This is a genomic window from Sphingobium sp. WTD-1, assembly GCF_030128825.1.
Lineage (GTDB): Bacteria > Pseudomonadota > Alphaproteobacteria > Sphingomonadales > Sphingomonadaceae > Sphingobium.
The window spans coordinates 428,161-449,985 of the sequence record NZ_CP119128.1 but is presented as its reverse complement, the minus strand read 5'-3'; the positions used below and the strand labels follow the sequence as shown (position 1 = coordinate 449,985).

Sequence of the window (21,825 nt, the reverse complement as noted above, 5' to 3'; positions counted from 1 at the left end):
TTGGCTGCATCACTCGATATTGAGGGCACGCAGGATCTGCTGTCCGTCTCAACGCTTGCACAACGGACCAGCTCTGTTCTCGAGCGGCTTCGCGACTCTGCGCGTAGCGCCCGGGCGGACGAACGGCGCGAGCCCACCTTCCCGATCGGTAAAGCGGCCGAACTGGTCGGCCGGACCGCGGCGGCCATTCGCGAGGCCGAGAAGGACGGCCGCTTGCCGCCGCCTCCGCGAACCGAAAATAATCGGCGCGTCGGTTATACCCTGGCTCAGCTCAACGACATGCGGGGATTGTTCGGCACCCGGCCCTGGCGGGCTGCCAACGACCCCTGCTGCGTCATCGCGGTGCAGAACTTCAAGGGCGGGGTCGGGAAATCGACCCTGTCGGTGCATCTGGCCCAATATCTCGCGATCAAGGGTTACCGGGTGGCCCTCATAGATTGCGACAGCCAGGCGTCGGCAACGACCCTGTTCGGCTATGTTCCCGACCTCGACCTAACCGAGGAGGACACGCTCTATCCGTTCCTGCGGCACGACGACATGGAGTCGCTCGATTACGCCCTGCGCAAGACTCACTTCGACGGCCTCGAGCTTGTCCCGGCTAATCTGCGGCTCTTCCAGTCGGAATATGAAATCGCGGCGCGTATGGCGCGCGGGCAGGGGAACCTGATCGACCGCATGGCACAAGGCATTGCGAGCATAGCCGATCGGTTCGATGTCGTCGTTCTCGACCCGCCGCCGGCGCTCGGCGCGATCTCGCTTTCGGTGCTGCGTGCGGCCAATGCGCTGGTCGTGCCGGTCCCGCCGACGGTGATGGACTTCTCGTCGACTGCAGCCTTCCTCGCCATGCTCGACGAGACCATCGAGACGCTGGCCGATCGCGGCTTGGCCCCGTCGCTGCAGTTTCTGCGCTTCGTCGCCTCCAAGGTTGACGAGAACAAGTCGATGCAGAAGGAATTGCTGAACCTGATGCGGACCCTTTTCGGCCACGCGATCGTGCGCACACCGCTCAAGGATTCGGCGGAAATCGACAATGCGACGGCGCGGCTAATGACCGTCTATGAGCTTGACGGACCTGTCACCAGTTCGGCGGTGCGCAACCGCTGCCTCGCCTATCTCGACGGCGTGAACAGTGAAATCGAGGTCGACATCCGGTCGATGTGGCCCAGCCATCTGGCGCGTTTGCGCAAGGAGGGCCTCGCCTGATGCGAGCAAAATTGCACCGGTGCAATTCTGGGTAGAAGGGGTGGATGATGAGCAAGAAAAACGCCAACTTCGCGGCTGATCTGGTCGCCGGAATCGACCCGGGGGCGCAAGCCCCAGCGGCGCGGCGCCCTGGCATCGGTGCGAGCGTCCTGGCGGGTCGAGAAAGCCGACTTGCCGAATTGGCGACGGGCAGTGTCGTCTCACGCACACATGAACTCGTTGATCCGGCACGCTGCCGGATGTGGGTCGGCCATAACCGCGAATATGCGCTGCTTAACGAGGAGCGGTGCGCCGATCTCATCGAGAGCATCAAGGCGCAGGGTAAACAGGAAATGCCCGCCATCGTTCGCCGCGTGAAGGACGACCCTGCCTTCGATTTCGAGGTGATTTGTGGCGCGCGCCGGCATTGGACGATCAGTTGGCTGCGCGCCCACAACTATCCGGATTTCCGCTTTCTCGTCGATATCCGCAGCCTTACCGACGAAGAGGCTTTCCGGCTTGCGGACCTGGAAAACCGGGCGCGCGACGACCTTAGCGATCTGGAGCGCGCGCGCGATTATCTGCGCGCGCTCGACGCCTATTATGAAGGTCGCCAGAAGGTCATGGCCGAGCGGATCAACGTCACGGAAAGCTGGCTCAGCCGCTATCTCGACCTTGCCCGACTGCCGGCAGAACTGATGGCGGCCTTTGCCATCCCACAGGATCTCAGGATCAAGCATGTCACCGCGATCAAGCCTCTCTTGAAACCGGAGGACCGGCGGCAGCGTGTGTTCGCGGAAGCGGGACGTCTCGCTCAGGTGCAGTCCGACCGCGCAGCACCGATGCCGGTTCCCGATATCATACGCGCTCTCGCTCTGGCCGCCGATCCCCCCAAGAGGTCAGGATCCCCCAAGAAGTCAGGAAAGCCAGAAACGATCGTGTCCGAAGGGGGGAAACCATTGCTGAAAGTGGAGGGGGTGGATCGCAAGGGGCTCAAACTGACCTTGCTCCCGCATGCCGGTGGTACGCGGGCTGAAGCGGAGGCCGCGTTGAAAGCCCTGCTCGATCAGCATTGGAGCTAGGACAATCTTCAGCGGTTCTGAGATGTGAGAGTTTTGTCTTCACATGTTGAATATGGACTGCCCAATGACTGCAGCCTTCCAGGATGACATTCGCGAGAATGAGATCATCGCGCCCCGTCGTCTGGCGGAGCGCCTGCGCTTCTCCATGGCGCATTTGGCTCGCGTTGCTCGCCTGGATCGTAAGGCCATGACTCTGTATCCCTCCGCCCCGACCGTGCAGATTAAACTGGAGGAAATAGCCCGAGTTATAACGCGAGCGGCAGAGCTCGCAGGCGAAGAAGGCAAGGCGGTTATCTGGTTCAAGCATCAACCCCTTTCTGGAGTTGGGAAAACGGCTGCGGAATTGGTTGCGAATGGCGATATCGATATCGTCATGGAAGATCTCGATCGTATGGCTGCCGGGGTCTATTCCTGACAGGCGTCACTCGATGCCGAAAGGCTAGCTTGTCCACAGGATCTTTAGGTGAATGTCTTCTTCTCGTAGACGGTGACAATCGCCTGGCCATCCCAAACGTAGCACAGGTGCCGCTCCTGTCGGCAGTTTGCGAGTAGGCGAGGGCGGAACACCGCGGCGCACTCGCCGTCGGTGTCGCGCACGCTTTGGTATACGATGCCATCCGAACCTTGCTCACGCAGGTGTCGGCCAAGCGCCTGGCCGGCGGCATAACTGTCCGGGGCGTAGAGGGCAGGGCGTTCATCGCGCAGGCCGCGAATATCGTGGAGCATGGCTTCCAAGTCGACCGCGTAGACGCGCATGTCGAGTTCCTGCGCCGGTTCGTGGGTGTACGCCATGAAGCGGGTTCGGTGATGGCTCGTCTCGGCAACCGCTGTCTCGATGGTGTTGGCAGCATAGAACAACCCGAAACTGCCGTCACAGAATCGGCTGCCATCTGGATTGAGGTGGGTGAAGGCTGCCATGATTGCCGATGTCCCGGGTCCCGATACGCGGTCCTCCGATGGGACGAGCGCGAGGTCCCCGACCTCGTCGCGAAGCCGGTCGTTGGTCATCGCCTCGATCGCATAGACCGCTTCTAAATCGGCCGGATCCGCTACGTCTTCAAACAGCGATATGGGCGGGAACCGGCTTGCGACGATCCGATAGCACGGTTGCCACCGCACTTGCGTCGTCGCAATAGCATCCATCAGCCGCGCTGCGCGTCGATATATTGGCGCACCACGTAGAGATCGGCGACATTGCCCGAGGCCATCCGCTCGATCGCCGGGCGTCCGGCGAACAGCGGCGCCTCATTGGGTTTGCGTACCCATTCGTTGGCGGTACGGGGCAGGAGCATCTTCAGCCCCTTGTAGATCCCCATGACATAGGAGATGCGCTCCAGCGCATCCTTGGGAATCGCCGCGACGGCGCCGCGCTTCCAGGTCTGGAAGGTCGAGCGGCTTTCGAGCCCGAGAAGCTTCATCTGCTCGGCTTCCTTAAGGCCCCAGGCGTCGGCAATGCGGAAAAAGGTGCGCAGCGCCGGACCGCTCAGATCCTTGCGGCTAGGCGCTTTGGCGGGGACGCCGGAATGTGCAGCTGTGGCCATTGGCCATCTCCTTCTTTCTCTGTCTATGTATGATATCTGTACATAACGTCAAGAGGAGATCAGTTTTCATACACGCCTAATGCGCGCGAGGCCGCGTCAGGGATGGCCAGAACTGCCGGCGAGCAACCGGTCGATCTCGCCCATCGCCGCGTCGAACTCGGCGAGGGCCGGATGGGGGAGCGCGAGAGCGTGGTCCAGGGGTGCCGACAACCGATCCCTTCGCGGCGCTTCGGCGACCAGCAGAACCTTGCCCTTGATGCTCGCGCGCCGCGCGAGGCCCGCTGTGACTAGCGCGTCGCCGATCGCATAGGTGCCGCGCCGGCTGATCCCGAACGCCGAGGTCATCTGATCGAGCCCGAGCGGCGCAAAACCAGCGAGCAGGATCCACACCTGCGGTGCCCGCGCGCTCGAGCGCAGGTGCCCCAGCTGCTCGCGCATCAGCGCCGCGCGCCGTCGCGCTTTCGCGACCAGCTCTGCAAGCCGGGTAGCGCTGGCGTGGAGAGTCCGCGCTGAGACAATGGCGCGTTCGCCCGGCCAGAGCTGCGGCTGAAGCGTTTCGGCGGTCACCGCGCCGGGGCAGGGGAGGGCAAGCTGCCACGCGCCGCACGCGGTCAGCAGCCGCCCCAGCGAGGCATCGACCGCCCAGAGCGGTGTGCGCGGGGCGGCCTGCTCGATCGCCACCGCGCGGTTCCCAAGCGAACGGATGTGCACGGTGCGCTCCAGCAGCGCGAACAGCGGATCGGCGCGCAGCAGCGCGTACAGGTGGCCCAGACGCGCGAAGGGCAGGGGGGTCTCGTCATCCGCGCCGGCCTGTTTCACCAGCGTGATCGCTCTGCCGATCGCCTCCTCCGCCAGCGCATCTTCGGCTTGGATCGGGCGATCGGCCCCGAAGCGAGCGGCCAGAGCGATGGTCTGCGCGGCGTCGGCAAGCGGTTCCCACGGATGATGGCTGAGTTCGCCCAGAAGGGCGCGGACCACGGCATAGGCGGAGCAGGCGGTGAGGGGCGTCTCTTGGGGGCCGCGATCGAGCCCGGCGAACCAGGCGTTGAACCGGTGTTCGGCGTCAGCAAATCCCGCCTGCGCCAAGGCCGAGAGGAGCACCTCGCGCAGCAGCCCTACGCAGAACAGCCGCTTCTCGGTATCGGTGAGGCCGGTGAGGAGCCCGTCGAGCCGGCCGAGCGCCAGCGCGCATTCGCCTTGCGCGAGCGCCAGCTCTTCGGGTGGGGCGTCGGTGTCGGCGGCGAGGGGATGGAAGCGCTCCATGCCGAATGTGTAGTGAATGTCAAAACACTGCACAACTGCTCGGATGGTTGGTAAATCAACATGTGATAATTGCAGTTATCACATAAGCAGATTTGACCGTTCTTTATAAGGTGGGCTACAAGCGCGGCTGAGGAGCGAGGCGCGTCGTGAGCACCGAAACCGCCCGGGAAGGGCCAGAAATCCCCGTAGCGCCGCCTGAGGCTGTCCTGCCGGCCGTCAGGGCGCCGGCCGACCTTGCGTGGACGATCGTGCAGATGCGCGCCGGCGAGCGCATCACCGTCAACGAGGGCCTGATCGCCGCCTATCAGGCCGCTTCATCGCCCCATAGCATCCGTGCGCTCAAGTCCGACGTCGAGGCGTTCGATGCGTGGTGTAGGCGCAACAACCGGATTGCACTGCCGGCCACGCCCGAGATCGTCGCCGACTATCTCGACGCGCGGGCAGGGCAGGGGGCCAAGCCCGCCTCGCTTGGCCGCTACAAGGCGTCGATCGCCAAGATCCATCAGCTGCTTGATCTCAAGGATCCCACCCAGGCTGATCTCGTGAAGCTGCGGCTACGCGCGATCCGGCGCGAGAAGGGCACCGCGCAGGCTCAGGCGCGTCCCTTGCGCTTCAAGGGGCCAGTGCGAGACGTGGAGCGCGACAGTCCTCGCGGACTGAATGTGCGAGCTTTGCTGGAGGCGTGCGCGGGCGATCTGCCAGGCCTGCGGGACCGAGCCCTGTTGTCGGTGGCCTATGACACGGGGCTCCGTGCATCGGAGCTCGTCGCAATCAGCATCAATGACATTCTCGAGGCGCTTGATCCCGAAGCGCGCCTCCTCGCCATCGCGCGAAGCAAAGGCGATCAGGAGGGCGAGGGAGCCACAGCCTATTTGTCGCCCCGCTCTGTGCGGGCTGTCGCGGCGTGGAGAGAGGCCGCTGGGATCGACGCGGGGCCGTTGTTCCGGCGGGTGCAGGTACGGCGCTACAAAGCGCGGGCGGCTGTGAAGGGTCGTTCGATCGACAGCATCTCGGGCCGTGAGACTTGGGATCTGCGCAAGACGCTGTCCAAGCCCGCTGTGAAGGCGCGGGTCGAGTATGACATCGGCGCCGTGGCGCTGCACCCGGGCTCGATCGGACCAATCTTTCGGTCGATCATCGGCCGCGCGTTCGACCGTGGCGCGCTGCCCGATTTGACGGCGGACGATCTGGCGCGGTTGCTGAAGGGGATCAGTGCGCACTCGACGCGGATCGGGCTCAATCAGGACCTGTTCGCCAGCGGGGAGGATTTGGCCGGCATCATGGACGCGCTGCGGTGGAAGTCGCCGCGGATGCCGCTCGCTTATAATCGCAATCTCGCGGCAGAGCAGGGGGCGGCGGGGCGCCTTATGGCGAAGATTGGCTAGTCATGACGGCCTAAATAGGTCTTTGGATGATGCCGTGCGACCACACGACGGCGGCAGGTAGATCGAGGGATTTGCGCAGCGGCAAGAACCGGAGAAGGGAGGCTGAGCCCCCGGGGTCTTGAGCTACAACGTTAAGCCTAAGAAACGGGCAGGGGCCTGGTAGCGCGTAGTGTATGAGCGAAGCCACCATCGCTCAAACTCATCAGCACAGTCTAATTTCGAAGAGGAAACAAGAAAGTGGTTCCGGAAACGGTATGGATCTTATCCTGTGTAAACGCTCGCGCTAAATGGCGGCGTTCTGATCGCGCTATTTGTCAGTTGCCGGGTCCGATGACGAGGCAATCGCGCGCGGCCTGAACGATGTCAGCGGTGACCTCCTCGACGCGGTTGAGGGTCATGATCCGCCGCATCTGCGCGAACAGGCGCTCCATGAGCCGGAAGTTGCCGCGCGTGATGCGGATCACGGCTGCCTGCGCTTCGATCGCGTCGAGTTGGGCCGGGTCGAAGCTGATCCCGAAATCGCCGGCGTGGGTCGCGAGCAGCAGCCGCATTTCGGTCTCGGTAAGCGGTTTGAACTCGTGGACGAAGCCGATCCGCGAGTAGAGCTGGGCATAGCGGGCGAGGCGCTTCTCCAAGCCCGGCATACCCATCAGGATCAGCCCGAAGCCGTGGCGATCGGCCATGTCGCGGAGATGTTCGAGCGACTTTATGGTCAGGCGGTCGGCCTCGTCGACGATGACGAGGGGGCAGGCGATGCGGGCGGCGTCATGGGTGATTTCGTCCTGCGAGCCGCCCGCGACCGTCAGCCGGGCATAGCCCAGCTTAATGAGGTTGAGGCCCAACACCGCGTCGATCGTCTTGGGCGTGTTGCTGACCGACACGGTGTAGAAGACGGCGCGGCAGCGAGCGACCTTTTCGCCAAGGAGCGCGGCAATGGGACGGAGCGCGGCATATTCCCCCAGGTCGGGGAAGCTGGAAAACTCGCGCGCCGATCGCGTCTTTCCGACGCCCGGCCGGCCATGACACACGCCGATATAGCGGTAGTGCGCGCAGGCTTCGGCAAACTCGACGAACCGGGCATGTTCGCGGGTCGCCAGGAACGGCTGCTCGACCAGGAACTCAATCGTCAGCGGCGTAGAGCCGGAGCCCTCGGTAGGTGGTGGGCCGGGAAGCCGTATCCTCTTGGTCGCCATCGAAGGTCTCCGTGGGGGCAGGCACCTGCTTGTCGCGCTCCTTCGCGCCGCGCCGGGCGCGCTGGATCGCGCGCAACGACGGGTGCCCAGCGTGCTCGGAGCTGAGCGCACGGCAGACGAACCGGCCCTGGTGGTAGACGTGGATCTCGGTCAGGTCGCGGGGGTCATAGACCGCCTCGACCTGCTCGCCGACGAAGGCCGCGAGCGTGGGTTCGACATAGCGCCTGCCCATCAGACGGATGCCGTCGCGCAGCACTTTACGGGGCTTGGGCACGTGCACGAGCAGCATGTCGAGCTGTTCAAGGCTGTCGGGCATTGCGGGCAGGAACCCGCCCTTCTGCCAGCGCGTGATCGGCGGTTCGCCGGTGCTGCCATGCGGGCGACGATGATAGACGCCGCACACGAACGCCTCGAAGCGGGCGCGCAGCTCGTCGAGCGTGAGCACTGGCGCCGACAGCGGCTTGCCCGCGATCAGGTGGCCGGGCAGGTCGGGCAGGAACATGTCGTTGATGGTGCGGAACAGCCGCTCGATCTTGCCGCGCCCGCGAGGACGCCCCGGCAGCGAATGGATGAGGCGGATTTTGAGGGCGATGCACGCCTGCTCGATATGCTCGGAGATGAAATCCGAGCCGTTGTCGACGTAAAGCTGTTCGGGAATGCCGCTGACGATCCATTCGGGATTGGGCTTGCGCCAGATCGCCTGCCGCAAGGCGAGCGCCGTGTTGAGGGCACTGGGGGCATCGAGGCTGAGGAAGTAACCGGCGATGGCTCGGCTGTGATCGTCAACGATGACGGTCAGCCAAGGACGCACCGGGTTCCGGCATCATCGAGCACGAGAATGTCGAGAACGGTATGATCGGCCTGCCACATCTCGTTCGAGGTCGCGGCTTCGCGCCGATGCACTAGCTCGTGCTGGTCGCGGTAGACGGCCGGATCGGAGGCTGCGGCGATCTGGCTTGCCGGTATCGCCCTGACGACACGCGCGACGGCCGCATAGCTGGGGGTTCGGTGTCCATGCGCGATGGCGAGTTCCTGCACCTTTCGGTGAATGGCGGCGACCGGGGGTCGCGGGCGCTTGGTGGCGAGAGTGCGGGTCAGTTCGACCAGATGTTCCGGCAGGTGCAGCCTGCCCCGATCGTTGCGCGGCAGACGCGCGAGACCGGCAAGTCCTTCGGCACGGTAGCGCCCGAGCCAGCGCTGCAACGTCCGCTCGCTCAGCGTGCCGGTGCGGGCGAGGTCCGCGAGCGGGATGCCATCGGCGAGGTGCGGTTCAAGGACGCGGTAGCGCTCGATCGCCAGCGGCGGGACAAGCGCCGGATGCGTCACCGCCGACGGTCCGTGTCGCAGGTAAGGAAAACGGAGATTTGCCTGCCCATCGCCATGCGAGTCCGCTCGCGTTGCCAAACCGGCCTGTTCGACGTAAATCTACCCGGTAAAGAAAACTAGGGCAACATAGACCTGCCGATGACGACTTTCTTCCCAAACCGCGCCCGATCGGGGCGCCACCGGCCCTACGCATGAAAATCGGTTACGCCCGCGTATCGACCGCCGAGCAGAACCTGGACCTCCAGCGTGATGCGCTGAAGGCTGCCGGCTGCGAGAAGGTCATCACCGACAAGGCCTCCGGGGCGACTGCCGCTCGCCCTGGATTGGAAAAGGTGAAGGAGCTGCTTCGCGCCGGCGACACACTGGTGGTCTGGCGCCTCGACAGGCTCGGCCGCTCGCTCCGTGATCTGATCGGATGGATGACCTACCTCGACGAGGAAAAGGTCGGGCTGCTGAGCCTGCACGAGGCGATCGACACGACCACCACGTCGGGCAAGCTTACCTTCCACCTGTTCGGGGCATTGGCGGAGTTCGAGCGCAACCTGATCCGCGAGCGGACCCAGGCCGGTCTCACCGCAGCCCGCGCTCGCGGCAAGAAGGGTGGCCGGCCGGCCGCACTCGGCAAGGAAAAGCGCGACCTGCCCGTCAGGCTCTACCACGAGAACACGATGCCGATCGCCAAGATTTGCTCGATGCTCGGCATCTCCAAGCCAAAACTCTACGCCTATGTGCGATCGGCCGAGACCAAGCCGGTAGCCGCGTAGCGACGCTCGCCGACAAATAGCGCGATCAGAATGCCGCCACTTAGCGCGAGCGTTTACACCGTTTGCGGTCCCGATCGGCCCAGCGTCCCCCGGAACCGTTCGTTATCGGGAAGGCATCTAAGCGGTCTGCACCATCCTTCATCTAAAGTTCTCCAAGCGCTTCTGAGGATTTTCGGGCGCACCAAAAGCACTTGCTCCTCCAGTGGCTGGAGCATGTAACCGCAATTTGCTCTCCTGCGGACGGGGGGCTGGAGGTGGCTTTTTGACGGCCCGTGTTGAAGCAATCGGTATGTCTCGACGCTCATTAGTGGCGCGGCTGGTGGCCTGTGGAACCGGCTTGGTGCTCGGTTCTCCAACGCTCGCGCGACAGACTTCCCGGTCTGCGGGCTCGTGGAACTTCGGTGCGGCTCACCTCGAATGGGAGCCGCTGGAAGTCGGCACGGGTGATACCCTCCTTGTTTCGGCACAAGTGCGCGGAGTGCCGGTGCGGGCGGTGCTCGACAGTGGCAGCGGCGCGTCGATCATGAGCACGGCGCTCGCGGCGAAGCTCGGCTTGAACGATGGTGAGCGGCGCATGATTAGCGGGCTGAGCGCCAAGGCCCCGGTGCTGCTGGTCCGCGACATCGACGTACAGCTCGCCCGCGAAACCCGTCGCTTACCCTTTGCCGTCGTTGGTGATCTGAGTTCAGTGTCGGCGGCCTTCGGACGACCGATCGATATCCTCCTCGGTGCCGATATGTTCACGGGTAGCTGCATCGCGCTCGATTTCGCGAAAAGGCGTATGGCGGTCGTCAAGTCAGGCACGTTTCTCGCCGGTCCCGACTGGCGCGCTGTCGCGCTCGGGCGCGGTGCCAAGCAGGAGCTGTTCATTCGAGCTTCCGTCTCGGGTTTGCCTCCCGTGCCCTTGATGATCGATCTTGGCAGCTCGGCCGCGCTGATGCTCTCGTCGGCCTATGCCCGCGATCAAGGGCTGTTGAACGGGAAGCTCGTCTCGACCGCGGCGATCGGCGGCGTCGATGGTGTGCGTATCAACGATGCTTTCACGATCCAGAACATCAACATCGAAGGGCTTGGCGTCTCGAACGTCCCCACACTCGGGATGAGAGCTTGGCTCTCCACCAGCACGGTTGGCAATGTCGGCCTACCGCTGATCGCTCAATTCGACGTGGTGTTCGACGTGACCGCCGGATTCGTGTGGCTCCGGCCACTCGGTCCTCGTCGTCGCCTGCCGATGCTGAAGGACCGTAGCGGCCTTGGCCTCGCAGCCTCACCAACGGCGCTCACCGTTGTTCATGTGGCGGCGAACAGTCCCGCGGAAAAGGCTGGCTGGGCGGTCGGCGACCGGATCGTGGCGGTGAACGGCCATTCGATCGATGCGAACTATACGCGTGGGGAGCTCTGGCAAGTGCGCTCCCGGCCTGCTGGCACCCTCGTAAAGCTGACGATGGCCTCGGGTGATGTGCGCGAGCTCAGGCTGGCCGATTATTATTGATCGGCTTGAGGGTGGCCTTTGCCGATCGCCTTCATGATCCGACAATCGGCCATGCGCGCCTTGGTGCAGCTCTGGCTGAGCATTGCCAACTCATCCCGCAACACCGCGAGTTGCGCCAGTCTCTCCTCCACATCCTTGAGGTGCTGAGCAGCGATAGCTGAGGCGGCACCACAATCCTGGTCCGGGTTCTGCGCCAGCCCCATCAACGAACGGATCTCGTCGACGGAGAAGCCAAGCCGGCGACCGTTGCGGATGAAGTGCAAACGCTCAATGTCACTGGCATCGTAGGTTCTGCGACCCGACGCCGTGCGAGGGGCGGATCGGAGCAACCCGATCGACTCATAAAAGCGGATCGTCGTCACCTTCGTCGAGGTCTCGCTGGCGAGCTGCCCAATCATCACCGGCTTCATCATGCCATCCTTGCTTATGCGAACGTGTCGCACATTTCGCTTGCTTCTACAGCGACTGGAGGTGGTAAGGAAGGCCGCATGAATGCTTCTACCGAAAGCTGCGGGTGCCACGGGGAGCCCGCGCGCGCGCAAACCGATCCGGCCTATCGCCGTGCGCTGCTGACCGTCGTGGTGCTCAACCTCGGCTTCGGAGTCGCCGAGCTGTTCGGCGGGTTCATCGCCGATAGCCAAGCGCTGAAAGCGGATTCCCTCGATTTTCTCGGGGACGGGTCGATCAGCCTTATCGGTCTTCTCGCGCTTGCCTGGTCCGCACGGGCGAGGGCAAAGGTCGCGCTGACGCAGGGGTTGTTTCTCGGTGCGCTTGGCGTGGGCGTAATCGGTTTCGCGATTTGGCGCGCCCTGAACGCAACCGCGCCCGATGCCGAACTGATGGGCACAATCGGCGTTGTCGCGCTCGCGATCAATGTCGTGTCCGCCTTGGTGCTTGCGCGTTTCCGGGAAGGGGACGCCAATGTTCGCGCGATCTGGCTGTTCAGCCGCAACGACGCGCTCGCCAACGTGGCGGTGATCGCCGCGGCCGGTCTGGTGGCGTGGACAGGAAGCGCCTGGCCGGACCTCGCCGTCGCCGGCCTCATCGCCCTCCTGTTCCTCCACTCCGCTTATGAAATCGTCACTGGCGCTCGGCGCGAATTGGGAGAGCGGTAGTGCGTCTGCTCGCGTTGATCCGGGCAATGCTCTCGTTGCGGCTGCTCTCCGCGCTCGCGGCGCTGCTGATCCCTGCTGCGGCAATCGCCGAACCCGGCGACGTGCAAACCGCATGGCGGCTGCTCGACTATATGGCCGTCGATTATGGCGGCGCGGTCGCCAACGGTCGGATCAAGAGCACGTCGGAATATGCCGAGATGACGGAGTTCGCCGCGTCGGTCTCGACACGGCTTCAGGGCCTGCCGGCGAAGCCGGAGCGTCAAGCCCTCATCCAGCGGGCTGCCAACCTCCAGGCGGTGATCGCGGAAAAGGGACCGACTGAACAGGTGGCAACATTGGCGCACGGGCTCGCGGCCGATCTGTTGCGCGCCTACCCGGTGCCGCTCGCGCCCGATAAGGCTCCGAACCTCGTCTCCAGCGATGCCCTGTTCCGACAATCCTGCGCGTCCTGCCACGGGATGACGGGCAACGGCCGTGGCCCTGACGCCGCCAAGCTCGCTACGCCCCCGATTGCTTTCACCGATGCCGAGCGCGCGCGCCAGCGCAGCGTGTTCGCGCTCTATCAGGTGGTGACGCAAGGCATCGACGGGACCGCGATGCAGAGCTTCGCCGATCTGCCCAACGATCAGCGCTGGGCGTTAGCATTCCGAGCCGGGAGCTTCGCCTTCACGGATGCGCAGGCGCGCGAAGGCGAGCGGCTTTGGAAATCCGACCCGACCCTTCGCCGGCGCATTCCGGACCTGAAAACCCTGGTCGCGCTCACCCCGGCCGCGCTCGGCGCGGCGATCGGCGACGCCAAGGCTGACCCAGTGCTCGCGTTCCTGCGTCGTCATCCCGAACAGGTGATACAACAGGCTCCCGGCTCGCTCGCGGTCGCCCGCGCCAAACTCGCCGAAAGCGTGGCGGCTGCGCGGCGCGGCGATGCGCGCATGGCGAAAGAGCTGGCGCTGTCGGCCTATCTCGATGGGTTCGAGCCGATCGAGCCAACACTCACCGCGCGCGACGCGACGCTGATGGGTCGAATCGAGGGCGCGATGGGGGAGTTCCGCGCCTCGATCGACCGGGGCGCGTCGCCCGATGATCTCGCGGAGAAGGTCGCAGTACTGGGCGGCCTTTTCGACGATGCGGAAGCGGCGCTCGCGCCTGATGCCGCCACCGAAGCGTCCACGTTCCTGGGCGCGTTCACGATCCTGCTGCGTGAAGGGCTCGAAGCCCTGCTCATCGTTGTCGCCATGATCGCGTTCCTGCGTAAAGCCGAGCGCGGCGAGGCGCTGCGGTACGTGCATGGCGGCTGGGTCAGCGCGATCATCGCGGGCGGGATCACCTGGGCGGTCGCCACCTATGCGATCGGGATCAGCGGTGCGAGCCGGGAGCTGACGGAAGGGTTTGGCTCGCTGTTCGCCGCGGTCGTGCTGCTCTCGGTCGGGATTTGGATGCACGGCAAGGCGCAGGCCGATCAGTGGCAGCGCTATATTCGCGAGAAGATGTCGCGGGCGCTCTCGGGCGGGTCGGGCTGGTTCCTGTTCGGGCTGGCGTTCGTCGTAGTTTATCGCGAGGTCTTCGAGACGATCCTGTTCTATGCCGCGCTTTCGGCGCAAGGTGACAACGGGATGCTTCTCGCGGGGGCCGGGTCGGCGATTGGACTGCTCAGCCTGATCGCTTGGGCCATGCTTCGCTACAGTCGCAAGCTGCCGATCGCGCAGTTCTTCCGCTATAGCTCCTGGCTCATGGCGGTCCTGACCGTCGTGCTGGCGGGTAAAGGCGTCGCCGCGCTCCAGGAAGCCGGCCTTATCAACATCGCACCGCTCGCGGACGTGCCACGGCTGTCGATGCTCGGCGTGTTTCCCACTTGGCAATCGGTGCTGGCGCAACTCCTGATGGCGGTCGCCATTGCGGTCGGGTTCGCCTGGAACGGGCGCGACCGATCCCGCTCGGGTTCCGGCTCAGTGACCCTTGGTTCGAATTAGTGCAATGACATGAAAACCCTTCCGTGATAGAGGCAAGCTAGTGCGAGCCTTTTTGCCTTTCCTGACATGCCTGATGCTGGTCCTGACCAGCTTCTCCGGCATGGCCCATGCCGCCGATCTGGCGGGGGGAAGCATCGCGGGCGTTGAGTTCACGGTCCATACCGCCGGTGACATCGATCAGGTGCCATCGGACTCGGACAAGAATGTCCCGCATCATCACAATTATTGTCACGGACACGACGTCGGCGCGCCTGCGCGCACGACGATGGAATATACCCCCGTCCTCACAGTGCCCAAGCCGACAATCTCCGCCTCTGCGTCGCTCGACGGCCGCACCGGCATGGTCCATTTGAGGCCCCCCCAAGCCTGACGTCCGATTTGGGCGTGCGTTGGCGCGCCCCTGTCGATCATCGTCAGGAGTCCTATTTTCATGAATCGTATCCTCGCGGCCATGCTGGCCGCAGCGTCTTGCGCCACGATGGCGCAGGCGCAGGTCGGACCGTCCGCGCCTGTTGCGCAGGATGCGCCGGTCTACACGCTTGACCAAGCGGTCAGTGCAGCGGGCGGTTCGGCCCCTGCTGCGGAAGCGGCGACAGCTGGAATCGACGCGGCCCGTGCAGGTCGCACAGTCGCCGGCTTGCGGCCCAATCCGGTGGTTCAAGGCCAAGTCGAGAATGTCATCGGCTCCGGGCCGTATCGGGGGGTCCGCAGCGCGGAAACCACGGTCGGCTTTGCGATCCCGATCGAGCTAGGCGGCAAGCGCGGCGCCCGCGTCGCGGTCGCCAATGCGCAATTGTCCCGGGCCGAGATCCAGGCCGCGATCATCGCGGCGGATGTCCGGCTTCAGGTAACGCAGCTCTATGTCGAAGCGGTCGCGGCCGATCGCCGGGTAATGACAGCCCGCGATCAGGCCCGGATCGCCAGCGATGCGCTGCGGGCCGCGAGCGTTCGCGTGCAGGCAGGGCGGGCATCGCCACTCGAGCAACAGCGCGCGGATGTCGCGCGTATCAATGCCGACGCCAATGTGGAGCGGCAGCTTCGCTTGGCCGAGGCGGCCCGCGCCAATCTGGCGCGTCGGATCGGACGGCCGATCGACGGCCTGCTCGATGACACGCTGCTCGATCGCCTTCCCGGTGTGAACGTCTATGGGCCGTTGGCACCGGTCAACACGACCGGCACACTCGCGCTGGCGGCAGCCAACGCGGATTTCTCCATTGCCGAAGCCGGCGTGCGGCTCGCGCGCGCCAATCGCGTGCCTGACCTGAACGTCGGGCCGTCGATCCGCCGCCTGGAAGCGACCAACGACATGGCGGCGGTGTTCAGCGTGTCGATCCCGATCCCGGTGTTCAACAATGGTCGCGCCGCGATTGCGCAGGCGACCGCGCAGCGGACCCAGGCGGATGCGCAGCGCCGCGTGACCGCGCTCGACATCGAACAGGCGATCACGGACGCGCAGGCGCAGGCGGCCAATGCCGCAACGACGGCTCGTGCGGCGTCGGGGCCGGCGCTGGCGGCTGCACAGGAGGCCGCCCGCATCGCGCGGATCGGCTATCGCGAGGGCAAGTTCGGCCAGCTCGAATTGCTCGATGCTGAACGCACGCTCGCCGAAACGCGGGTCGCCGCGATCGACGCGCTTGCCAATTACCAGAATGCCCGCGCGCAAGTGGAGCGACTGACCGCTCGTGCGCCCAATGGGGGGAATCAGTGATGAAGAGCTTTTATCTCGCGGGCGCGGCGTCGCTCGCCCTGCTCTTGGCTGCCTGCGGCGGCAAGGATGGCGGAAACGAGGCAACTGCCGAAGGCGCAGCTGCCAATGAGACGGCAGCGGGCACGGAAAAGGGCGGTGCTGAAGGCGGTCATGCCGGTGAAGGCGTCGTCACATTGGGTGCCGACCAGATCGCCACAGCGGGCGTCCAGGTCGGACGGCCGATCATCGGCGGGGCCGGGACGATCGAGCTGCCCGCGATCATCGAGGGCGACCCACAGGGAACGCAGGTCGTCTCGGCCGCAATTGCGGGACGCGTGGTCGCGCTCACCCGTAACCTCGGCCAATCGGTCGGACGCGGCCAGACCATTGCGGTCATCGAAAGCCGCGAGGCGGCGCAGATCAAGGGCGAGGTCGAGGCGGCGCGGGCGCGGCTTCAGCTCGCTAATTCGAACCTCGCGCGCGAACAGCGGCTGTTCGCGCAGAGAGTCTCCCCTGAACAGGATCTGATCGCCGCCCGCACAGCGGCGACGGAGGCGCGGATCGCCCTGACGCAGGCGCAGAGCATGGTTTCGGCGGCGGGTGTCGGCGGCGGCGGGCTCAACCGGCTCGGCATTGCCGCGCCGATCTCGGGCCAGATCATTGCGCGCCCCGTGACGCTGGGACAAACGGTCGCGGCGGATGCCGAACTCTATCGCATCGCCAACCTGAGCCAGGTGTCGATCGCGCTTAATCTCAAGCCCGAGGATGCGGGCCGGGTGCGTCCCGGCAATACGGTGCTGGTGAAGGCGGCAGGCCGTCAGGCGACCGCCCGCGTGACCTTCGTGTCGCCGGCGCTTGATCCGCAGACGCGGCTCGTGCCTGCGCTCGCCACCCTCGACAATCGCGGTGGCGAATGGCGGGTCGGCGAGCCTGTGACGGCAGCCGTGCAGCTCACGGGCAGCGGCGGGAGCGGGGCGGTCCGCGTGCCGACGACGGCGGTCCAGAGTTTCGAGGGCAAGTCGGTCGTGTTCGTGCGCACGCCCACCGGCTTCAAGGCGACCCCGGTCCAGCTCGGCGATGCGTCGGGCGACACGGTGATCGTCCGGTCGGGCCTGACCGGCAACGAACAGATCGCCACCACCGGAAGTTTCACGCTCAAGGCCGAGATCGGCAAGGGCGAAGCGAGCCACGAGGATTAAGCCATGATCGCCCGTATCGTAACCTGGGCGGTCGAGAAGCGCTGGCTAGTCCTGCTCCTCACCGTCATCGTCGCCGCCATCGGCGCCTTTTCCCTCTACCGGCTACCGATCGACGCGGTGCCGGACATCACCAACAATCAGGTCCAGATCAACGTCCGCGCGCCTGCCCTCTCGCCCGAGCTGGTCGAGAAGCAGGTGTCGTTTCCAATCGAAACCGCGCTCGCCGGCACCCCCGGCCTGGAATATACGCGCTCGTTGAGCCGCAACGGCTTCGCGCAGATCACGGCGGTCTTTTCGGACGCGACGGACATCTATTTCGCCCGCCAGCAGGTGGGCGAGCGTCTGCGGGGCGTGCAAGAGAATCTGCCCGACGGCGTGAACCCTGAAATGGGTCCGATCGCGACAGGCCTGGGCGAGGTGTACATGTACACCGTTCGTCTCGATCATCGCGAGGACGACAAGCACAAGCCCGGTGAACCGGGCCAACAGCCCGATGGCAGCTACATCACGCCAGAGGGCGAGCGACTGACGACCGAAGAGGACAAGGCGACCTACCTGCGCACCGCGCAGGACTGGATCGTGACGCCGCTTCTGAAGACCACACCGGGCCTCGCCGGTGTCGACTCGATTGGCGGTTACGCCAAGCAGTTCCTCGTCGTGCCCGACGTGCAGAAGCTGGCCTCGCTCGGCATCACGCTGACGGACCTGGGAAATGCGCTGGAGCGCAATAACACCAGCGTCGGCGGTGGCTTCGTCAATCGCAATGGCGAAGGTCTGGCTGTTCGCTCGGATGCGCTCGTTCGCAATGCCAGCGAGTTGGCCAGGACCGTGATCGCGACACGTAACGGCGTGCCGATCACGGTCGAACAAGTTGCGACTGTGAAGACGGGTCAGGCGATCCGCATGGGTTCGGCATCGGAGAACGGTACCGAAGTCGTCGTCGGCACGGCGATCATGCGGATCGGCGAGAACAGCCGCATCGTGTCGACCGCGGTCGCTGAGAAACTGAAGACGATCAACGCTTCGCTGCCTCCTGACGTCGTAATTCAGCCGGTGCTGAACCGCACCGAGCTGGTCAATTCGACGATCAAGACGGTCGCGAAAAACCTGTCCGAAGGCGCGGTGCTGGTCATCGTCGTGCTCTTCCTGCTGCTCGGCAACTTCCGTGCGGCCCTGATCGCGGCGTTGGTCATCCCGATCACCATGATGCTGACAGGCTTTGGTATGCTGCGCGCTGGGGTCTCGGCCAATCTGATGAGCCTTGGGGCTTTGGACTTCGGTCTGATCGTCGACGGCGCCGTCATCATTGTCGAAAACGCGCTGCGCCGGCTTGCCGAGCAACAGCATCATGAAGGCCGATTGCTCAGCGTCAAGGAACGGCTCGCGACCGTGGCAGCCGCTGCGCGTGAGATGATCCGTCCCTCTGTGTACGGGCAGGCAATCATCATCCTCGTCTACGTACCGCTGCTCACGCTGACCGGCGTGGAGGGTAAAACGTTCGGACCGATGGCGCTGACCGTCATCATCGCGCTCGCCTTCGCCTTCATCCTCTCTCTCACCTTCGTGCCGGCGATGATTGCGATCTGGCTGTCGAAGAAGGTCGAGGAGAAGGACGGCCGCATCATCACGTGGCTGAAGAAGCGCTACGAACCCGGTCTCGACCGGGCCATGAAGCGCCCGACGCTGACGATCGGTGCGGGTGTGGGAAGCCTTGTGGTGGCGGCGCTTGCTTTCACTACGCTCGGCTCGGTGTTCCTGCCGCAGCTCGACGAAGGCGATTTGCTGATCCAGTCGCTCCGCATTCCGGCAACGTCGGTCCAGCAGAGCCAGGCGATGCAGGTGCCGATCGAGCGGATGATGTCGAAGCAGCCGGAGGTGCAATTCGTCTATTCCAAGACGGGCACCGCCGAGCTGGCGGCCGACCCGATGCCGCCGAACGCGACCGACATGTTCGTCATCCTGAAGCCGCGCAAGGATTGGCCGGATCCTGAGCTTCCCAAGGAGGAGCTGGTCAGCCGGATCGAGGGTAATCTCGCGAAGATTCCGGGAAATGCCTACGAGATCACCCAGCCCATCCAGATGCGCTTCAACGAGCTGATCGCCGGCGTGCGCGGCGACATCGCGGTGAAGGTGTTCGGGGACGACTTCAACCAGATGAACCGGACGGCCGAGCAAATCGCGGCGGTGCTGCGCAGAACGCAAGGCGCAGCGGACGTGAAGGTGGAGCAGACGACCGGTCTTCCCATGCTCGACATTCGCGTCAACCGCGACGCGATGGCGCGGTTGGGCGTTACGGCTCAGGATGTGCAGGACACCGTGACTGCGACGATCGGCGGGCGAACATCGGGCCAGATCTTCGAGGGCGACCGTCGCTTCCCCGTGGTGATCCGCCTGTCGGAGGCGCAGCGTGCCGACATCGGCCTGCTCCAACAGGTGCAGGTGCCGGTGGCAGGCGGCGGCTATGTACCGCTGTCCAGCGTCGCCGAGATCAAGGTGGTCGATGGTCCGAACCAGATCAGCCGCGAGAACGGCAAGCGGCGCGTGGTGGTGCAAGCCAACGTGCGTGGCCGCGACGTCGGATCCGTCGTGGCGGATGCGCAGGCGGCGATCGGCAGCCAACTCCGGCTGCCTGCCGGCACCTATCTCGAATGGGGCGGCCAGTTCGAGAACCTCCAATCGGCAAGCGAACGGCTGAAGCTGGTCATTCCGGCTTGCTTCATTTTGATCCTGCTGCTCCTCTACGGGGCGTTGGGATCGGTCCGCGACGCCGCGATCGTGTTCACCGGCGTGCCTTTCGCGCTGGTGGGCGGCGTCCTGTTGCTGTTCCTGCGGGGCATGGACTTCTCGATCTCGGCGGCAGTGGGCTTCATCGCCCTCTCGGGCATCGCGGTCCTCAACGGCCTCGTCATGGTCAGCTCGATCCAAGATCTGATCCGATCAGGGATGAGCCGCGAGGAAGCCGCGCATGTTGGCGCGATGCAGCGTCTGCGACCCGTCATCATGACCGCGCTAGTCGCCAGCCTCGGCTTCGTGCCGATGGCGCTGGGCGAAGGCGCCGGCGCAGAGGTTCAAAAGCCTTTGGCGACGGTCGTCATCGGCGGTCTGATCTCGGCGACGCTTCTTACGCTGTTCGTGCTGCCGACACTCTATGCCCGGTTCGGGCAGAAAGTGATCGAGAAACCCGAGCACTACAATGAGGAGCATGAAGGGGACGACCACGGTCAGACCTTCGTGAACAACTTGGCCTGATGGATGGGCGGGGCGATCCGCGATCGCCCCGCCCATCTCTGGGAGATGGGGATATGCCTCGCACCATAACCAGCTCGATGCTTCACGGCGGGCCACTGCGCATCTGGTCGGCACTCACCGATCCGGATCATCGCCGGGCGTGGAGTCCGCTCGTATTTCTCGATGATCCGTCCCGGCTCGGCGACACAGAATGCACCTTTGCGATCCAGGGCATCACCCGGCCAATTCGGACGCCAGCACGGATTGATCGATTCGATAAACCGCACGCCTTCGCTTGGTCCTGCGGCATCCCCTATCTGTTCACGCTCGAAGAGCGGTACGAGCTGGCGGGGGACGATGGCGGCACCAGGCTAACGCATAGCTGCACGCTGCGCGGGGCGCTCTCCCTGCCGTTCGCGGCGATGATGTTGCGCCGCCTGCGATCCCTGATGGTCGAATCTGACGATCGCCTCGCAACCTATCTCCGCTGGCGGGTAGGTCAGCCTGCCCGGGCTATCAATCGTCAGCGCGTCCCCTTCCGCTGCAGGAGGAAGGCGCGATGATGATGCACTGTAAGCGGGTGCTGCCCGCCGTCATCCTCGTTGTCGGGCTCGCGGCGTGCTCGGAAAGAAAGCCGCCAGCCCCGCCAACGGAGCAGCAGATCCATTCGTCCGACAGCGCCGTGGCGACCGGGGAAATGGGGCGGCATAGATATCGCTGTTCCGACGGGGAACCGCTGTTCGTCGATTACAAGGACAACGGCCTGCAGATCGATTTGCGGCGCTCCAACGGGGGACCGCCGATGATGCTGACCGCGCCAGCGCAGGGCCTGCAATATGTCGGCGAAACAGCCACCGCGACCTTCAAGGGGTCGCAGCTCACCATCGTGGAAGGCGATGGCCGTACCCGGATCTGCGAGCAGGAAGGCACGCGATGAACTGCCCTGCCTTCGAACGCCACAGGGCGCTTCGTCGGAAGAGACCGATGTCTGACACGTCGATTTCAAATGTGACAACCTTGTGCGGCCTGAATCGGGCCGGTCTGGCGATCGCGCGCCTCGGCGTCGTTCTCGTCTCCGGGGCGGTTATAGGGGCGTGTAATCCAGCGCCGACCCAGCCTACCGAGCCGGCGCATGAAAAGCATCTGACGTCGAAACTAATCGCGCAGCGCATCATGTACTGCGACGACGGCACACGCGCCGATGTCGACTTCATCGATGACGGCTTGAAAATGGCCGTCACCTGGCTGCCGAAGGGCAGGACCGAGATCCTGCGCGCGCAGCGAACCGGTGACGAGTTTCGCGGCGACCATTCGCGGGCTGTCGTGGCGGGCGGATCGATCGCGTTCACGCGACGCGGGAAGATCCGCGTCTGCCACCGAACCCCGGAGGAGTCCTAGGAA

At 64.7% G+C, this 21,825-nt stretch carries 22 protein-coding genes; 15 read left to right on the top strand and 7 right to left on the bottom strand.

The features are described from left to right. The 3 genes from N6H05_RS27390 (at position 1) to N6H05_RS27380 (ending at position 2,679) form a co-directional block, all read left to right on the top strand. A complete protein-coding gene (locus N6H05_RS27390; RefSeq protein WP_103000448.1) occupies positions 1-1,203 on the top strand; it encodes an AAA family ATPase in 1,203 nt (400 codons plus the stop codon). Between the two features lie 47 nt (positions 1,204-1,250). Beyond that, a complete protein-coding gene (locus N6H05_RS27385; RefSeq protein WP_284114506.1) occupies positions 1,251-2,264 on the top strand; it encodes a ParB/RepB/Spo0J family partition protein in 1,014 nt (337 codons plus the stop codon). 64 nt (positions 2,265-2,328) lie between these two features. Continuing rightward, positions 2,329-2,679 carry a hypothetical protein gene (locus tag N6H05_RS27380; RefSeq protein WP_017183653.1) on the top strand — a complete coding sequence of 117 codons (351 nt, stop codon included), beginning with the start codon at positions 2,329-2,331 and terminating at the stop codon, positions 2,677-2,679. A 44-nt stretch (positions 2,680-2,723) separates the two neighbouring features. On the opposite strand, the gene N6H05_RS27375 is transcribed toward N6H05_RS27380, so the two are convergent. The 3 genes from N6H05_RS27375 to N6H05_RS27365 all read right to left on the bottom strand — a co-directional run bounded on the left by N6H05_RS27375 (position 2,724) and on the right by N6H05_RS27365 (position 5,068). Beyond that, positions 2,724-3,407 (bottom strand): RES family NAD+ phosphorylase, encoded by a 684-nt coding sequence (locus tag N6H05_RS27375; RefSeq protein ID WP_284114387.1) that lies wholly within the window; start codon positions 3,405-3,407, stop codon positions 2,724-2,726. Next, entirely contained in the window at positions 3,407-3,805 is a 399-nt protein-coding gene (locus N6H05_RS27370; protein ID WP_017183655.1) for an antitoxin Xre-like helix-turn-helix domain-containing protein, read from the bottom strand. The genes N6H05_RS27375 and N6H05_RS27370 overlap by 1 nt, the downstream gene beginning before the upstream one ends. Positions 3,806-3,901: 96 nt before the next feature. Then, on the bottom strand, positions 3,902-5,068 hold the full coding sequence (locus N6H05_RS27365) for a hypothetical protein (RefSeq protein WP_284114386.1): 1,167 nt from the start codon (positions 5,066-5,068) through the stop codon (positions 3,902-3,904). A 146-nt stretch (positions 5,069-5,214) separates the two neighbouring features. Between N6H05_RS27365 and N6H05_RS27360 the strand changes: the two genes are divergently transcribed. Then, positions 5,215-6,453, top strand: a complete 1,239-nt coding sequence (locus N6H05_RS27360) for a site-specific integrase (RefSeq protein ID WP_039335349.1) — start codon at positions 5,215-5,217, stop codon at positions 6,451-6,453. A gap of 314 nt (positions 6,454-6,767) precedes the next feature. On the opposite strand, the gene N6H05_RS27355 is transcribed toward N6H05_RS27360, so the two are convergent. Genes N6H05_RS27355 through N6H05_RS27345 form a run of 3 tightly spaced genes read right to left on the bottom strand, consistent with a single transcriptional unit; the run spans position 6,768 to position 8,972 of the window. Beyond that, complete coding sequence (locus tag N6H05_RS27355) at positions 6,768-7,646, bottom strand: AAA family ATPase (RefSeq protein WP_009824028.1); 879 nt, start codon at positions 7,644-7,646, stop codon at positions 6,768-6,770. Then, a complete protein-coding gene (locus N6H05_RS27350; RefSeq protein ID WP_226018257.1) occupies positions 7,573-8,457 on the bottom strand; it encodes a TnsB C-terminal domain-containing protein in 885 nt (294 codons plus the stop codon). The genes N6H05_RS27355 and N6H05_RS27350 overlap by 74 nt, the downstream gene beginning before the upstream one ends. After that, a complete protein-coding gene (locus tag N6H05_RS27345; protein ID WP_226018256.1) occupies positions 8,442-8,972 on the bottom strand; it encodes a helix-turn-helix domain-containing protein in 531 nt (176 codons plus the stop codon). Before N6H05_RS27345 ends, N6H05_RS27350 begins: the two co-directional genes overlap by 16 nt. Positions 8,973-9,163: 191 nt before the next feature. Between N6H05_RS27345 and N6H05_RS27340 the strand changes: the two genes are divergently transcribed. Beyond that, the gene (locus tag N6H05_RS27340) at positions 9,164-9,736 is read left to right on the top strand and encodes a recombinase family protein (protein WP_021224432.1); all 573 of its coding nucleotides are present in this window, start codon (positions 9,164-9,166) and stop codon (positions 9,734-9,736) included. 289 nt (positions 9,737-10,025) lie between these two features. Continuing rightward, a complete protein-coding gene (locus tag N6H05_RS27335) occupies positions 10,026-11,228 on the top strand; it encodes an aspartyl protease family protein (RefSeq protein ID WP_013039112.1) in 1,203 nt (400 codons plus the stop codon). Here N6H05_RS27335 and N6H05_RS27330 read toward each other — a convergent pair. Beyond that, on the bottom strand, positions 11,222-11,641 hold the full coding sequence (locus N6H05_RS27330; protein ID WP_007406847.1) for a MerR family transcriptional regulator: 420 nt from the start codon (positions 11,639-11,641) through the stop codon (positions 11,222-11,224). The genes N6H05_RS27335 and N6H05_RS27330 overlap by 7 nt on opposite strands. A 75-nt stretch (positions 11,642-11,716) precedes the next feature. On the opposite strand from N6H05_RS27330, the gene N6H05_RS27325 reads away from it, so the two are divergent. From N6H05_RS27325 to N6H05_RS27285, 9 genes are all read left to right on the top strand, one after another. Next, entirely contained in the window at positions 11,717-12,343 is a 627-nt protein-coding gene (locus tag N6H05_RS27325; protein WP_004212870.1) for a cation efflux transmembrane domain-containing protein, read from the top strand. Next, positions 12,343-14,310 carry a cytochrome c/FTR1 family iron permease gene (locus N6H05_RS27320; RefSeq protein WP_004212871.1) on the top strand — a complete coding sequence of 656 codons (1,968 nt, stop codon included), beginning with the start codon at positions 12,343-12,345 and terminating at the stop codon, positions 14,308-14,310. The genes N6H05_RS27325 and N6H05_RS27320 overlap by 1 nt, the downstream gene beginning before the upstream one ends. Before the next feature lie 73 nt (positions 14,311-14,383). After that, positions 14,384-14,680 carry a hypothetical protein gene (locus tag N6H05_RS27315; RefSeq protein ID WP_007406840.1) on the top strand — a complete coding sequence of 99 codons (297 nt, stop codon included), beginning with the start codon at positions 14,384-14,386 and terminating at the stop codon, positions 14,678-14,680. 60 nt (positions 14,681-14,740) lie between these two features. Continuing rightward, entirely contained in the window at positions 14,741-16,018 is a 1,278-nt protein-coding gene (locus N6H05_RS27310; protein WP_004212875.1) for a TolC family protein, read from the top strand. Then, a complete protein-coding gene (locus N6H05_RS27305; RefSeq protein WP_004212877.1) occupies positions 16,018-17,196 on the top strand; it encodes an efflux RND transporter periplasmic adaptor subunit in 1,179 nt (392 codons plus the stop codon). The genes N6H05_RS27310 and N6H05_RS27305 overlap by 1 nt, the downstream gene beginning before the upstream one ends. 3 nt (positions 17,197-17,199) lie before the next feature. After that, positions 17,200-20,445, top strand: a complete 3,246-nt coding sequence (locus tag N6H05_RS27300) for an efflux RND transporter permease subunit (RefSeq protein WP_004212878.1) — start codon at positions 17,200-17,202, stop codon at positions 20,443-20,445. A 53-nt stretch (positions 20,446-20,498) separates the two neighbouring features. Then, on the top strand, positions 20,499-20,987 hold the full coding sequence (locus tag N6H05_RS27295; protein ID WP_013849881.1) for an SRPBCC domain-containing protein: 489 nt from the start codon (positions 20,499-20,501) through the stop codon (positions 20,985-20,987). After that, complete coding sequence (locus tag N6H05_RS27290; protein ID WP_009824022.1) at positions 20,984-21,361, top strand: hypothetical protein; 378 nt, start codon at positions 20,984-20,986, stop codon at positions 21,359-21,361. The genes N6H05_RS27295 and N6H05_RS27290 overlap by 4 nt, the downstream gene beginning before the upstream one ends. A gap of 47 nt (positions 21,362-21,408) precedes the next feature. After that, entirely contained in the window at positions 21,409-21,822 is a 414-nt protein-coding gene (locus tag N6H05_RS27285; RefSeq protein ID WP_004212881.1) for a hypothetical protein, read from the top strand. The last annotated feature ends 3 nt before the right edge of the window (positions 21,823-21,825 follow it).

What these genes read in the sequence shown, in the direction of transcription:
- N6H05_RS27305 (WP_004212877.1), top strand. Translation starts at nt 16,018, where the DNA reads ATGAAGAGCTTTTATCTCGCGGGCGCGGCGTCGCTCGCCCTGCTCTTG.
- N6H05_RS27370 (WP_017183655.1), bottom strand. Translation starts at nt 3,805, where the DNA reads ATGGCCACAGCTGCACATTCCGGCGTCCCCGCCAAAGCGCCTAGCCGC.
- N6H05_RS27300 (WP_004212878.1), top strand. Translation starts at nt 17,200, where the DNA reads ATGATCGCCCGTATCGTAACCTGGGCGGTCGAGAAGCGCTGGCTAGTC.
- N6H05_RS27335 (WP_013039112.1), top strand. Translation starts at nt 10,026, where the DNA reads ATGTCTCGACGCTCATTAGTGGCGCGGCTGGTGGCCTGTGGAACCGGC.
- N6H05_RS27365 (WP_284114386.1), bottom strand. Translation starts at nt 5,068, where the DNA reads ATGGAGCGCTTCCATCCCCTCGCCGCCGACACCGACGCCCCACCCGAA.
- N6H05_RS27380 (WP_017183653.1), top strand. Translation starts at nt 2,329, where the DNA reads ATGACTGCAGCCTTCCAGGATGACATTCGCGAGAATGAGATCATCGCG.
- N6H05_RS27325 (WP_004212870.1), top strand. Translation starts at nt 11,717, where the DNA reads ATGAATGCTTCTACCGAAAGCTGCGGGTGCCACGGGGAGCCCGCGCGC.
- N6H05_RS27315 (WP_007406840.1), top strand. Translation starts at nt 14,384, where the DNA reads ATGCTGGTCCTGACCAGCTTCTCCGGCATGGCCCATGCCGCCGATCTG.
- N6H05_RS27340 (WP_021224432.1), top strand. Translation starts at nt 9,164, where the DNA reads ATGAAAATCGGTTACGCCCGCGTATCGACCGCCGAGCAGAACCTGGAC.
- N6H05_RS27285 (WP_004212881.1), top strand. Translation starts at nt 21,409, where the DNA reads ATGTCTGACACGTCGATTTCAAATGTGACAACCTTGTGCGGCCTGAAT.
- N6H05_RS27290 (WP_009824022.1), top strand. Translation starts at nt 20,984, where the DNA reads ATGATGATGCACTGTAAGCGGGTGCTGCCCGCCGTCATCCTCGTTGTC.
- N6H05_RS27330 (WP_007406847.1), bottom strand. Translation starts at nt 11,641, where the DNA reads ATGATGAAGCCGGTGATGATTGGGCAGCTCGCCAGCGAGACCTCGACG.
- N6H05_RS27375 (WP_284114387.1), bottom strand. Translation starts at nt 3,407, where the DNA reads ATGGATGCTATTGCGACGACGCAAGTGCGGTGGCAACCGTGCTATCGG.
- N6H05_RS27355 (WP_009824028.1), bottom strand. Translation starts at nt 7,646, where the DNA reads ATGGCGACCAAGAGGATACGGCTTCCCGGCCCACCACCTACCGAGGGC.
- N6H05_RS27385 (WP_284114506.1), top strand. Translation starts at nt 1,251, where the DNA reads ATGAGCAAGAAAAACGCCAACTTCGCGGCTGATCTGGTCGCCGGAATC.
- N6H05_RS27310 (WP_004212875.1), top strand. Translation starts at nt 14,741, where the DNA reads ATGAATCGTATCCTCGCGGCCATGCTGGCCGCAGCGTCTTGCGCCACG.
- N6H05_RS27295 (WP_013849881.1), top strand. Translation starts at nt 20,499, where the DNA reads ATGCCTCGCACCATAACCAGCTCGATGCTTCACGGCGGGCCACTGCGC.